This is a genomic window from Pseudoalteromonas sp. MMG013 (genome assembly GCF_018100885.1).
Taxonomy (GTDB): Bacteria; Pseudomonadota; Gammaproteobacteria; order Enterobacterales; family Alteromonadaceae; genus Pseudoalteromonas; species Pseudoalteromonas aurantia.
In genome coordinates, this window is the sequence record NZ_JAGJEE010000033.1 from 47,643 (window position 1) to 59,614 (window position 11,972).

Annotated in this window: 14 protein-coding genes; 8 read left to right on the top strand and 6 right to left on the bottom strand. The window is 42.2% G+C overall.

The genetic code is table 11. The annotated features are described in order from the left end of the window. Positions 1 to 3: 3 nt before the first annotated feature. From rsmB to def, 3 genes are read right to left on the bottom strand one after another with little or no spacing between them, the layout of a single operon-like run. Positions 4 to 1,290 (bottom strand): 16S rRNA (cytosine(967)-C(5))-methyltransferase RsmB, encoded by a 1,287-nt coding sequence (gene rsmB / locus J8L98_RS20595; protein ID WP_210997980.1) that lies wholly within the window; start codon positions 1,288 to 1,290, stop codon positions 4 to 6. After that, entirely contained in the window at positions 1,290 to 2,234 is a 945-nt protein-coding gene (gene fmt / locus J8L98_RS20600) for a methionyl-tRNA formyltransferase (RefSeq protein WP_210997981.1), read from the bottom strand. The genes rsmB and fmt overlap by 1 nt, the downstream gene beginning before the upstream one ends. A 33-nt stretch (positions 2,235 to 2,267) precedes the next feature. Continuing rightward, positions 2,268 to 2,777 carry a peptide deformylase gene (gene def / locus J8L98_RS20605; protein WP_192509196.1) on the bottom strand — a complete coding sequence of 170 codons (510 nt, stop codon included), beginning with the start codon at positions 2,775 to 2,777 and terminating at the stop codon, positions 2,268 to 2,270. A 118-nt stretch (positions 2,778 to 2,895) separates the two neighbouring features. On the opposite strand from def, the gene J8L98_RS20610 reads away from it, so the two are divergent. The 6 genes from J8L98_RS20610 to hemF all read left to right on the top strand — a co-directional run bounded on the left by J8L98_RS20610 (position 2,896) and on the right by hemF (position 7,787). Then, on the top strand, positions 2,896 to 4,017 hold the full coding sequence (locus tag J8L98_RS20610) for a LysM domain-containing protein (protein ID WP_210997982.1): 1,122 nt from the start codon (positions 2,896 to 2,898) through the stop codon (positions 4,015 to 4,017). A gap of 28 nt (positions 4,018 to 4,045) precedes the next feature. Next, positions 4,046 to 5,137, top strand: coding sequence for a DNA-processing protein DprA (dprA, locus tag J8L98_RS20615; protein WP_210997983.1), 1,092 nt, complete (start codon positions 4,046 to 4,048; stop codon positions 5,135 to 5,137). Between the two features lie 2 nt (positions 5,138 to 5,139). After that, positions 5,140 to 5,613 (top strand): DUF494 family protein, encoded by a 474-nt coding sequence (locus J8L98_RS20620; protein WP_192509199.1) that lies wholly within the window; start codon positions 5,140 to 5,142, stop codon positions 5,611 to 5,613. Positions 5,614 to 5,709: 96 nt separating this feature from the next. Continuing rightward, on the top strand, positions 5,710 to 6,279 hold the full coding sequence (locus J8L98_RS20625) for a topoisomerase DNA-binding C4 zinc finger domain-containing protein (protein WP_210997984.1): 570 nt from the start codon (positions 5,710 to 5,712) through the stop codon (positions 6,277 to 6,279). 20 nt (positions 6,280 to 6,299) lie between these two features. Next, the gene (locus J8L98_RS20630) at positions 6,300 to 6,860 is read left to right on the top strand and encodes a Sua5/YciO/YrdC/YwlC family protein (protein WP_210997991.1); all 561 of its coding nucleotides are present in this window, start codon (positions 6,300 to 6,302) and stop codon (positions 6,858 to 6,860) included. Between the two features lie 6 nt (positions 6,861 to 6,866). Then, positions 6,867 to 7,787: an oxygen-dependent coproporphyrinogen oxidase gene (gene hemF, locus J8L98_RS20635; RefSeq protein ID WP_210997985.1), complete on the top strand. Its 921-nt coding sequence runs from the start codon at positions 6,867 to 6,869 to the stop codon at positions 7,785 to 7,787. Between the two features lie 72 nt (positions 7,788 to 7,859). On the opposite strand, the gene J8L98_RS20640 is transcribed toward hemF, so the two are convergent. Next, a complete protein-coding gene (locus J8L98_RS20640) occupies positions 7,860 to 9,467 on the bottom strand; it encodes a methyl-accepting chemotaxis protein (RefSeq protein ID WP_210997986.1) in 1,608 nt (535 codons plus the stop codon). A 105-nt stretch (positions 9,468 to 9,572) separates the two neighbouring features. Next, positions 9,573 to 10,022: a group II truncated hemoglobin gene (locus J8L98_RS20645; RefSeq protein ID WP_210997987.1), complete on the bottom strand. Its 450-nt coding sequence runs from the start codon at positions 10,020 to 10,022 to the stop codon at positions 9,573 to 9,575. A gap of 30 nt (positions 10,023 to 10,052) precedes the next feature. On the opposite strand from J8L98_RS20645, the gene aroE reads away from it, so the two are divergent. Further along, a complete protein-coding gene (gene aroE, locus J8L98_RS20650; protein ID WP_210997988.1) occupies positions 10,053 to 10,871 on the top strand; it encodes a shikimate dehydrogenase in 819 nt (272 codons plus the stop codon). A gap of 2 nt (positions 10,872 to 10,873) precedes the next feature. After that, positions 10,874 to 11,116, top strand: a complete 243-nt coding sequence (locus J8L98_RS20655) for a DUF1488 domain-containing protein (RefSeq protein WP_192509204.1) — start codon at positions 10,874 to 10,876, stop codon at positions 11,114 to 11,116. Here the strand turns inward: J8L98_RS20655 and J8L98_RS20660 are convergent. Then, complete coding sequence (locus J8L98_RS20660; RefSeq protein WP_210997989.1) at positions 11,102 to 11,632, bottom strand: gamma carbonic anhydrase family protein; 531 nt, start codon at positions 11,630 to 11,632, stop codon at positions 11,102 to 11,104. The two genes, J8L98_RS20655 and J8L98_RS20660, sit on opposite strands and share 15 nt — an antisense overlap. Positions 11,633 to 11,972: the final 340 nt, after the last annotated feature.

The window sequence follows — 11,972 nt, forward strand, 5'->3', positions numbered from 1 at the left end:
TTGTTATTGTTTTTTTGTGAGTTTGGCATAATAAAAACCATCACTTAAGCCGGGTAACAATTGCATACCTGGTTGTTCAGGTGTGTCATTATCATGCAAGGGATGATGTATTGCATCATTGGTTTGTGTAATAAACTGTGCTACTTGCTGTGCATTTTCTTCAGGCAATACGGAGCAAGTTGCGTAAATTAATGTGCCTCCGGGCTTTAACAGTGGCCAAATATTTTTCAAGATAGAGGCTTGTAACTCGGCAAGGTCATCTATGTCGGTTTTACGACGCAGCCATTTTATGTCGGGGTGACGGCGGATAACCCCCGTAGCTGAACATGGCACATCCAACAAGATGCGGTCATATTGTGTGCTATCCCACCATGTATCTGGTGTGGATGCGTCCGCATGAATGCATTCTGCGCGCAGTCCGATGCGCTTTAAATTTTGTTCCACTCTTTCTAGACGTTGGTCATCGGCATCTAATGCGTGCACGCGAGCATCTGCTAACTCAAGTATGTGGCAAGTTTTACCACCAGGGGCGGCACAGGCATCTAAAATTAAGTCATCATCTTGTGGGTCTAGTAGTCTGGCGGCAAGCTGCGCAGCCGCGTCTTGTACAGAGCAAGCACCTTCTCTAAAGCCCGGCAAGGTGAACACATCACACGGTTTATCAAGGAGTATGCCGTCTTGGTACTGTGCGTTCATACTGTGCTCAATACCATCCTCATCCAGCATCTCACTGTACTCAACAGTTGTGTAGTGCTGTTGATTTACGCGCAACCACATTGGTGCTTGTTGTTGATTTTCATCTAATATATCTTGCCATGTATCTGGGTACGCAGCTTGTAGCTTTTTAATAAACCAGCCTGGGTGATTAAATTGGCATACTGGAATTAAATTGGCACTGGCTTCTAACTCTTCCTGCTGACGCTGAAAGGTACGTAAAATGGCATTGATCAACCCTTTTAAGCCTGGTGCTCGCATTGATTCTACTGCCGCAACGGTTTCTGCTACTGCTGCATGCTCAGGCACACGCATATATTGCAACTGGTACATTCCTACATATAAGACGAACTGGTAAACACGGCGTTTACCTTTTAGTGGTTGCTCTAGTAGTTGCTGGCAGTAGTGTTCTAGAGTGGGTAAGTATCTTAATACGCCATAGCAAATTTGTTGCAATAGGGCTTTGTCTTTCCCGTGTACCTTTTGCGCTGCAAAAGGTAATTGTGTATTGAGAGATTGACCTTTATCGACAACTTGATACAGCACTTCAGCTGCGAGTGCACGTACGTTCGCCATTATTGACCTACCTTAGTACCAGTGGTAACCCACTCAGCACGACCATTAAGAAAATCTTGTGCTGACATCGGTTTTTTACCTTGTGGTTGTAACTGAGTAATTGCTAAAGCCTGTTCGCCACATGCGATGACAACGCCATGTTTGTCACTACGAAGAATTGTTCCTGCATCACCTTGTTCATCGAGTACGGTTGCTTGCCAAATTTTAACCGCTTGTTCCTGCATGACAGTAAAGCAAACAGGCCAAGGGTTGAATGCTCTGATATTACGTTCGATTTGTACTGCGGGTATAGTCCAATCTATATTCGCTTCATCTTTAGAGAGTTTTTTTGCATAGTTAGCAAGGTCATCGTTTTGTTTGATTGGTGTTGCTGTGTCGCTTATCAATAAGTTAAGTGTCTCTAGCAATGCCGATGGGCCCAATTCAGCTAATTTATCATACAGGCTCGCACTGGTGTCTTGCGCTGTGATTGGGCAAGTCGCAATATACAGCATATCACCGGTATCTAAGCCTTCGTCCATTTGCATTATTGTGACACCCGTTTCAGAATCTCCTGCCCATAACGCTCGTTGAATTGGTGCAGCACCACGCCAGCGGGGTAAAATAGAACCATGTACATTCAGGCAGCCAAGCTTTGGTGTGTCTAAAACTGCTTTAGGCAATAATAAACCGTACGCGACGACTATCATTACATCTGCATTAAGCGCTGCCAATTCAGCTTGTGCTTCGATAGACTTAAACGTTTCAGGTTGAAATATGGGCAGATCATGTTCCATGGCAAGTAACTTTACTTCACTTGCTTTTAATTTTTTGCCGCGACCAGCAGGGCGGTCGGGCATACTATAAACACCCACAACATTATGTTGGGAGTTGATAAGGGCATTTAAATGGCGCGCGGCAAAATCGGGCGTACCGGCAAAAACGATGCGTAGTGGTGAGGTCACTGAGTTATCCAATGCAAATTTAATTAAAAAGAGTTAAGCACGTGAAGCAAGTTTGGCTTCTTTTTCTAGCTTTTTACGAATACGTTGACGTTTAAGTGGTGATAAATAATCGATAAACAATTTGCCCACTAGGTGATCGAGTTCATGTTGCGTACAAATAGCCAATAAGCCATCGGCTTGGTAATGAAACTCTTCGCCTTTTTCATTCAGAGCCTTAACTTTGACACTTTCTGCACGGTCCACTTTTGCATAAGAATAAGGTACCGACAAGCAGCCCTCTTCACTAATAGTAGCACCTTCTTTTTCAAGGATCTCCGGATTAATTAACACCATCGCTTGATCGCGTTCTTCAGAAACATCGATCACGACGATACGCTTATGAATGTTAACCTGAGTGGCAGCTAAGCCTATGCCATTTTCGTCATACATGGTTTCAATCATGTCTTTTACTATTTGACGAATTTCGTCATTTACTTCAGTCACAGGTTGCGCCACAGTGCGTAAGCGTTCATCTGGAAATCTAAGTACTTCTAACTTTGCCATGGTTACCTTTTACAGTTGAGCTAAAAATGCGATATTGTATGTTCTTATTTTAGCCATTCACGTTCCCCTTTAACAGGTTTTGGTTGATAATATCTAAAAATAACTCAAGGAAGCCGTAATGAAATACCCAATTGCTGCGCTATTCATGGCCATGAGTGCCTCATTCTCTATATTGGCAGATACTTTAAATCTAAAATCGAGTGCGCCAGAGCAATATACTGTTAAAAAAGGCGACACGTTATGGGATATTTCTAACTTATATTTGCGTTCCCCTTGGAAATGGCGTCAGTTATGGCAATGGAATCCGCAAGTGAATAACCCGGATCGCATCTACCCAGGTGATGTTTTAGCATTGCAATATGATGCTCAAGGGCGTCCGATGCTCATGTTAGATAAAGGGGTAAAAAAACTCTCACCACATAGTCGAGTGGCGGTGCAAAAAAGCACCGCAATACCGACTTTACCGCTGGCGATGATTGAACCATTTATTGAATATGAACAAGCTCTAGATCAAGATGCATTGAATAACAGTCCTATTGTTTTGGGAGCCAGTCGTAATGTGAAAATGAGTACGCTTGGTCATATCTTATACGTTAAAGGTTCTCTTCCGTTATCGGCAAATTATGGTATTTATCGTCAAGGCGAACCTTATATAGATTTAGCGACGGGCACTACATTAGCCTATGAAACAAGGTTGGTTGGCTCCGCGCGGGTAATACGGGTAGGTAATATTCAAAATGGTGTTCCATCTTCTGTGGAAGTTGAAATGATCAAACAAGAAATTAAGCCTGGGGATGTGCTTTTACCTATTTCAAAAGGGCAAAGCTATTCGGCGCAATTTCATATGGCGAAACCTAAAAATATTGATGCGGGGATGATCATTGCTAGCACCAATAAGTTACGGGAGTTTGGTACGACGGCTGTTGTGGTGCTCAATCTAGGACGTAATGCCGCGCTTAAAGAAGGGCATATTCTTGATATTAAGAAACAATCACCTACAGTTATTGAAGGTAAACATGGTCCTCGCTACGTTGAAGATGCGAATAGCTTGGAAAAGTTTATGAAAAGTGTCAGAGAGCTGTTTGGAAAAGGTAATACAGAGAATAGTGTTGTTTGGACTATGCCTAAGGAAAAGGTAGGAGAGCTAATGGTGTTTAAAGTGTATGACGACATTAGTTATGCAATGGTTATTAAATCGATACATCCAATTCGAGTTGGAGATACTGTTAGCGCAGAATAACTTTACTCGAATGCTCTAAGGAGGGAGCATGTCGCAATTGTCACTATCGCGCTGTATGGCGCTATATTTATGCAAAGGGCTCGGTCTATCTAGTATTAAGGCCCTAATGGATCATGGTGATTTGAATCACCTGTTTAATTTAAATATTGATGAACTAAAAAACTTAGGATTAGCAGAGTCTGTAGCCGTACAACTTGTGAAAGTTGACTGGCAATATATCGATGCACTTATTAGTCATTGTGAAACTTTATCTATAGCGATTGTGTCATATTTTGATAGTCGCTATCCCCCGTTATTGAAACAGATATGCACCGCGCCTTTACTTCTATTTTGTCGTGGAAATATTGATTTACTCGTACAACCACAGATTGCGATTGTAGGGAGTCGCAGTGCGACTGCTACTGGGTTAGAAATTGCTGCTGAGTTTTCTTATCAGTTAACGCAATCAGGCTTGGTTGTGACCTCAGGCTTAGCGCGAGGTGTTGATGGTGCTGCACACAAAGGTGCGTTAGCACATTTGGGTGAGACAATCGCAGTGCTGGGTACTGGTACCGATATAATTTATCCCAAACGACATCAGCAGCTTTATCAGCAAATCATTGAGCGTGGGTTAGTGGTAAGTGAGTTTTTACCAGGCACGCTGGCCAAAGCATGTAACTTCCCTCGTAGGAATCGAATTATATCCGGACTTTCTTTAGGTGTACTTTTGGTTGAAGCTGAAATTAAGAGTGGATCACTGATCACTGCGCGTTATGCGTTGGAACAAAACCGTGAGGTATTTGCTATACCAGGGTCTATTAAAAACCCACTCTCACAAGGGGGTCATTTTTTACTAAAACAAGGCGCTAAGCTTACGGAGCATGTGAGTGATATTCTAGAAGAAGTGAGCTTTTTGCCAGAAAACAGTCTATATACTATAGAGAGTATGGCTAAAAATGATATCTCACAGGAGGATTGTCGCGTATTACAAAACTTAGGCTTTGAGGTAACCAGTGTAGATACCTTGACGCAAAGAACACAATGGCCAGTTGAAAAAGTCGTCGCGCGATTATTAGATCTAGAGTTAGAAGATAAAGTAGAGCGTGTATTGAACGGCTATATCAAATTAGCAAGGGGTTAGTTATGTTTGATATTTTAATGTACTTATTTGAAAACTATATCCACAGCGAAGCAGATATTTTTGTTGAGCAAAATGAATTAACTGACGAATTGTTACGAGCTGGGTTTAACCAAGATGAAATTTATAAAGCATTAGATTGGTTAGAGCAGCTGGCTGATCTTCAACACAGCGATGAGATTCCTTATTTAAATGCTACGGCAGATCAAGCCGTACGGATTTATACAGAGAAAGAATGTCAAATGTTAGATGTTCAATGTCGAGGGTTTATTATGTTTGTTGAGCGTGTAGGGGTGATTGATAGTATTACACGTGAAATGATTATTGATAGGTTATTTGCTTTAGAAAAACCGTATATTGGTCTTGATGACTTAAAATGGGTTATTTTAATGGTGTTGTTCAATGTGCCAGGTAAAGAACATGCCTATGCGCAAATGGAAGATCTCATTTTTGATGAGCCAACTGAGTATTTACATTAATATGTGAGGGTTTCTTGATGGAATGACTATAACTCCTTGACCCAAGATGTGATGGAGTTATATTAGGCGCAATTACGTGCAGCCTCAGTAGGTACTATGACCAAAATTGACCCTTCGCTATTCAATGCACAACAGCATGCATTGGACAAAGAACATGAGCCTTGCCCCGAGTGTGGTTCTGAATTAGTCATGAAGCATAGTAAAAATGGACCATTTTTGGGCTGCACGAGTTATCCTACCTGTGAACATATTACACCGTTAGCCCAGCACGATAATCATGACATTAAAATTCTAGATGAATCGCCTTGCCCTGAATGTGGCAATCATTTAGTGATCCGTAATGGTCGCTATGGCATGTTTATAGGGTGTACTGGCTATCCGCAGTGCAATTATATCGTGCACGATGAACAAGAAGAGCAGCCAGAAGAGGTTGGGTGCCCTAAATGTCAGAAAGGGCAGTTAGCTAAACGTAAAAATAAGTTTGGTAAGTTCTTTTACTCCTGCGATTGCTACCCCAAATGCAAATATAGCGTGAATCAGCAACCAGTCGTACATACTTGCCCTGAATGTGGTTGGGGAGTCATGTTAGAAAAGCAAAGGGCAGGAAAAGCTGTGTTACAATGCCCGCAAAAGTCCTGCCAGCACAAAATAGAGAAACCGCAGTGAGTAATTCATCTGAAAATGCGATGTCAATAGAGCCGAATAATGTTGTTCAAGCTTTAACACAAGGCCAAGTGATATGTTATCCAACAGAAGCCGTATTTGGCTTGGGTTGTGATCCTGATAATCAGAATGCTGTTGAAGCATTGTTAGCCATCAAGCAAAGAGATGTTGCTAAGGGGCTGATCTTAATTGCTGATAACTATAGTCAATGCTTACCGTACGTAGATGATACGAAAATTCCAATGGATATGCGTGCTGATATTTTTTCTTCTTGGCCTGGGGCCGTAACATGGGTGCTACCAGCTAAAACAAGTACACCTAAATGGTTAACGGGGGTGCATAGTACTATTGCTGTGCGTGTCACAGCTCACCCGACAGTGAAAGCACTGTGTCAGCAATTTGGCAAGCCGCTGGTGTCAACAAGTGCAAATCTATCAGGCCAAGAACCTGTGGCAAGCTTAGAGGAAGCGAAGCGGGTATTTACCACGCAAGTTGGTTTCTATGTTGATGCGCCGTTAGGTGGAGCAGGTGCTCCGAGTCAAATAAAGCATGCACTGACTGGTGCGGTATTAAGAGGGAGCTAATTGTAGATGGCAAATGTTAATTTAGAGACGGTAAAAGCTTTTTTATTATCATTACAAGATCATATTTGTGCAGGCTTAGAACAAGCAGATGGGCAAGCCAAATTTGTTGAAGATGAATGGCAGAGAGTAGAAGGTGGGGGTGGAAGAACGCGGGTTATTCGCGATGGCGCAGTTATAGAACAAGGGGGCGTTAATTACTCACATGTTTTTGGTAAATCAATGCCAGCATCTGCCACGGCGCATCGACCTGAACTCGCTGGTAGAAGTTTTCATGCGTGTGGAGTGTCTTTGGTTATTCACCCAAAGAACCCTCATATACCGACCAGTCACGCCAACGTGCGATTTTTCATTGCTGAAAAAGAAGGTGAAGCGCCTATTTGGTGGTTTGGTGGTGGGTTTGATTTAACGCCATTTTACCCTGTCCTTGATGACGTAAAGCATTGGCATCAGGTGGCAAAAGACTTATGTCAGCCGTTTGGTGACGAGATTTATGATGATTACAAAAAGTGGTGTGATGATTATTTCTATTTGAAGCATCGCCAAGAAACTCGTGGTGTGGGCGGCCTGTTTTTTGATGATTTAAATAAATGGGGCTTCGATAAGAGCTTTGCCTTTATGCAAGCGGTGGGTAATGGCTTCTTAGAGGCATATGTACCATTAATTGAACGTCGTAAAGAGACTCCGTATGGCGAGCATGAACGCCAGTTCCAACTGTATCGCCGTGGTCGTTATGTTGAATTTAACTTAGTTTGGGATAGGGGCACTTTATTCGGCTTACAAACTGGGGGGAGAGCAGAATCTATATTAATGTCTATGCCACCGTTAGCACGTTGGGAGTATAACTTTACCCCAGAACCAGGTAGTGCAGAGTTTGCGTTGTACGATCATTTCTTAAAACCACAAGATTGGTTGGGTCAACAAAACTAAACTCAATTGTACTAAGAGATAAAAAAGGCACCAGTGATGGTGCCTTTTTGCTTAACATAGATCAGAATTGAGTTATTCGAGCTTAAAGCTCCGTACTTGCTCATCAAGTGAACGGGCAAGGTTTAGCAGCTCTTCACTGACATTTTTACTGGCATGAGCATCAATCAATGACTGTTCAGCATTATCTCGAATAGCAACCACACTTTGGTTTATCTCTTCAGCGGCTAAATTTTGCTGTTCTGTAGCATCCGCTATTTGCACATTAAGATCATTAATTCCATGCATTTGTGCAGAGATGTCTTTGAGTGCTTGCGCAACCTGTTTGACTTGTTGTGCGCGCTCGTCAGCTTCTTCACATGACGCATTCATTGCTTTTACTGTGTCAGCTGCTTCACTTTGCAACTTTTCAATGGTGCGTTTTATTTCATCTGTAGAATCATGGGTACGGGTTGCAAGGGTTCTGACTTCATCAGCAACCACGGCGAAACCACGACCGGCTTCACCGGCTCGGGCGGCTTCTATCGCAGCATTGAGAGCAAGCAGATTGGTTTGTTCGGCAATACTACTGATCACTTCTAGTACCTTACCGACTTCCAATGTTTGTGATTGCAGTTGGCTCACCTGCTCACCAGCTTGGCGAACATCCATAGCAAGTTGATTAATACTCTGCTCAGTATGATTGGCGATTGCCATGCTTTGTTCAGCAAGGTGATTACTGCTCTCTGACTTTTCTGAAGCGAAATGTGTGGTATTTTTAACTTCACTGGATGAGCTTTCGAGTTCATTAATGGCGGCTGCAACAGAGTCAGTGCCTTGCTTTTGATCTAAGATGGCGCGTTCAGTGGTATCAGCAGATGTATAAATGGTTTCAGCAGAGTGAATAAGGACTTTGGCTGAATGCGATACTTGCGAAATATTGTCAGTGAATGATGCCATCATTCTATTAAAGTTACAGGCCAAACGGCCGAGTTCATCATCAATCGTATCATTAATACGTAGGCTTAAATCTTTATTTTGAGTAGCTAAGCGCATGGTTTTACCTAAGGTTTTTAGCCTGACAATAAATAGCTTTCTGAATAACCCCCCCAGAATGATAAAGGTAAACAAGAAAATAGCAGAGAGTAAACCTGTACTGACTAGCGTGTTTTGGTGAACGGTGTTGTCTATGCCTGTAAGTGAATAACTGATACGCACTACTCCTAAAACGTCTCCTTCGTTGGCTTGATGGCAACCAAGGCAATTTGTACCTTTATAATCACTGCTTGCGATCATGGGTTTTAGGTAGGTCATGATCCGGTCATCATTACGCTGTTCAATAACGAGTGTTTCCGTGCCATTGAGTGCTGCAATTTCAGCTGCGTTACTCGCTGATTGATTATTATTGCCCGGCCCATAGAGTTTATTGACCTTTGCAGAGCGAATAATATGGGCATCTTCAATATTAGGGTGGTCACGCAGCTTGTTGCTGAGTATCTCTCTGTTTGCCATCGTCCCAGTGAGCATCATGGTATTTATTGAGTCGAAATAATTGTCTGCTAATAACCTAATATTGTTTTCAACAGTGTCTTGAGCAAGGGTTTGTTGCTGGTGGCTATTACTTAATATACTGGCGATCAGAACCAAAAGACCGGTAATTGCCAGTAAGGCATAAATTTTATGTTGAATAGATTTCACGCGCACCACTCATTCGAGAAAAACAGAAGGGTATTATGCGTGTTTTATGACGAGCTAAATTTGACTTAGCGCAATAAGTCTTGCGCTAATTGATACATTGATTAGGCATGTTTAGTGTTGATTTATCATATGACCTGCGAGCTGGTCGAGCGAATTACGCAAGCCTTCACGTAATAATGGATTATCTATTTCTATATCCAAACTTTTGTTCATACAGTGTATCCATTGGTCTTTGAGCGCAGTATCAATGGGAAAGGGCATGTGTCTTTGGCGTAATCTTGGGTGACCATATTTCTCAGCAAACAAATCTGGCCCGCCTAACCATCCAGAAAGAAACTCAAAAAATACCTGTCGGATCCTATCTAAAGGTTGCGGGTGCATATCATAAAGTGGCTTTGCGTAAGGGTCTGATGCCATTATGTCGTAAAAACGATTGGCTAAAGCGCGCGCGCCTTGTTCACCACCAATGATTTCATAAGGGGTTTTCTCTGGGGTTGGAGCGGGTTGCGCTGCAACTTTACTTGCATCTTTATTAAAGATGCGTTTAATTAACTGCTTCATGATTGTTGCTAACTTCTAGGCTAAAAATAAATGGATAAATACGCGGTATTTGGGCACCCCATAAAACATTCGAAATCACCGGCTATTCATCAGCAATTTGCAAAGCAATGTGGTGATACGCTGAGTTATGAAGCGATTTTAGCACCATTAGATGGCTTTCAATCAAGTATTGAAGCATTTTTTTCTAGTGGAGGGTGTGGCGCTAATATAACCTTGCCCTTTAAAGAGCAGGCTTATGCGTTAGCTGATACGCTCACACAGCGGGCGAAATTAGCTGGTGCTGTAAATACGTTGAAACGTTTAGAGGATGGCCGATTGTTGGGCGACAATACCGATGGCGCAGGGCTAGTTAAAGACTTAATTGACCAAGGGGCACAGTTAAATGGCGCTCGGCTATTATTATTAGGTGCGGGTGGCGCGGCACGAGGCTGTATTTACCCTTTACTTTGCGCGGGTGTAAAGGAAATAGTAATTGCCAATCGCTCTGTTGAGAAAGCCACTATTTTAGCCAAAGAGTTTCACTCTTACGGCGCCGTTAGTAGTTATGCACTTGATGAAATTCCAAATGAGCGCTTTGACATCGTGATTAACAGCACATCGTTGAGTGTGTCAGGGCAAGTGCCAAACATCGATGCTCACCTGATTGCGCAGTGTCAATTTGCGTATGATATGTTTTATGCCGATGAGACTACGAGCTTTTTAAAGTGGGTATCGCAATATAATGCGCAGTGTAAGTTAGTTGATGGTCTAGGGATGTTAGTCGGGCAAGCGGCTGAGGCCTACCTGTTATGGCGAGATACACTGCCAGATACAGAAATAGTGTATCAAGTTATGAGAGAAGCGAGTTAATAATGAATCAAGGTATTTTGTTTAATGATCAAATAGAGTTTGATGTGGTGTCATGTACGCTAACTTTTAATGCGATGGTCTCGGGTATGATAGTACCATGCATTATTACTACACCTATAAATGAGCAAAGTAAGGCATTGGCCCATTTTGCTCAGCATCAATTTGACTATGAAATTCAAGCTGAGCAACTAATCGAGGATGAAGTGTATCAACCCGATGGCAGTATTAAATTAGCTTTCTTGTAAGTATTCATCTTTAAGCTGTACATAGTTTTGTGCGGATACAGTTAAAAAGGCAAGTTCCTCAGGATTTAATGGTCGAGCTTGCTTTACAGGACTGCCAACATACAGAAAGCCCCCTTGTAGGGTCTTGTTTGGTGGCACTAATGAGCCGCCACCAATGATCACATCATCTTCTACAATCACATTGTCCATAACTATTGCACCCATACCCACCAGAATTCGATTTCCTAATGTGCACCCGTGCAGCATAACTTTATGACCAACAGTGACATCATCGCCAATGATCAATGGGTAGCCACTTGGGTTATTGGTCGTTGCGCGGGTTAAATGTAATACAGAACCATCTTGTACGTTAGTTCTCTCACCTATTTTTATATAGTTAACATCACCCCTTGCGGCGACGAGAGGCCAAACACTGCTGTCTTTACCAATCGTGATGTTACCAACGAGTACTGCTGACTCATCTATATAAGTAGATTCATGAAGAGTGGGTGTGATCCCTTTGTAGCTTCTTAGCATTTAAATGCCCCAGTTTGAGAGAGTATTCTAATAGGGCTAGTGTAAAACTAACTGCGTTTTTAGGCTATAGGTGATTTAAACATCGTATATCGTGCATAAAAGTAGCAAAAACAGAGCTTTCGTTGTAATTTTGCTCGAACACGTTATTTTTATCACTTTTCTTCAAATAAATGCTTGCGCTTTTTCTGCATCTCCCTATAATGCGACCCCACTGACACGGAGCGCTACGCTAACTTAGCAAAGCAAAACGCAGTCAGCGTCGAGTAGAACTTAAGTTTAAAATTTCTTTATGAAAACATTGAATTTAAGTGTTGACAAAAAAATAGGAAAGCGTAAAATT

What these genes read in the sequence shown, in the direction of transcription:
- rsmB (WP_210997980.1), bottom strand. Translation starts at nt 1,290, where the DNA reads ATGGCGAACGTACGTGCACTCGCAGCTGAAGTGCTGTATCAAGTTGTC.
- def (WP_192509196.1), bottom strand. Translation starts at nt 2,777, where the DNA reads ATGGCAAAGTTAGAAGTACTTAGATTTCCAGATGAACGCTTACGCACT.
- J8L98_RS20610 (WP_210997982.1), top strand. Translation starts at nt 2,896, where the DNA reads ATGAAATACCCAATTGCTGCGCTATTCATGGCCATGAGTGCCTCATTC.
- dprA (WP_210997983.1), top strand. Translation starts at nt 4,046, where the DNA reads ATGTCGCAATTGTCACTATCGCGCTGTATGGCGCTATATTTATGCAAA.
- J8L98_RS20620 (WP_192509199.1), top strand. Translation starts at nt 5,140, where the DNA reads ATGTTTGATATTTTAATGTACTTATTTGAAAACTATATCCACAGCGAA.
- J8L98_RS20625 (WP_210997984.1), top strand. Translation starts at nt 5,710, where the DNA reads ATGACCAAAATTGACCCTTCGCTATTCAATGCACAACAGCATGCATTG.
- J8L98_RS20630 (WP_210997991.1), top strand. Translation starts at nt 6,300, where the DNA reads ATGTCAATAGAGCCGAATAATGTTGTTCAAGCTTTAACACAAGGCCAA.
- hemF (WP_210997985.1), top strand. Translation starts at nt 6,867, where the DNA reads ATGGCAAATGTTAATTTAGAGACGGTAAAAGCTTTTTTATTATCATTA.
- J8L98_RS20645 (WP_210997987.1), bottom strand. Translation starts at nt 10,022, where the DNA reads ATGAAGCAGTTAATTAAACGCATCTTTAATAAAGATGCAAGTAAAGTT.
- aroE (WP_210997988.1), top strand. Translation starts at nt 10,053, where the DNA reads ATGGATAAATACGCGGTATTTGGGCACCCCATAAAACATTCGAAATCA.
- J8L98_RS20655 (WP_192509204.1), top strand. Translation starts at nt 10,874, where the DNA reads ATGAATCAAGGTATTTTGTTTAATGATCAAATAGAGTTTGATGTGGTG.
- J8L98_RS20660 (WP_210997989.1), bottom strand. Translation starts at nt 11,632, where the DNA reads ATGCTAAGAAGCTACAAAGGGATCACACCCACTCTTCATGAATCTACT.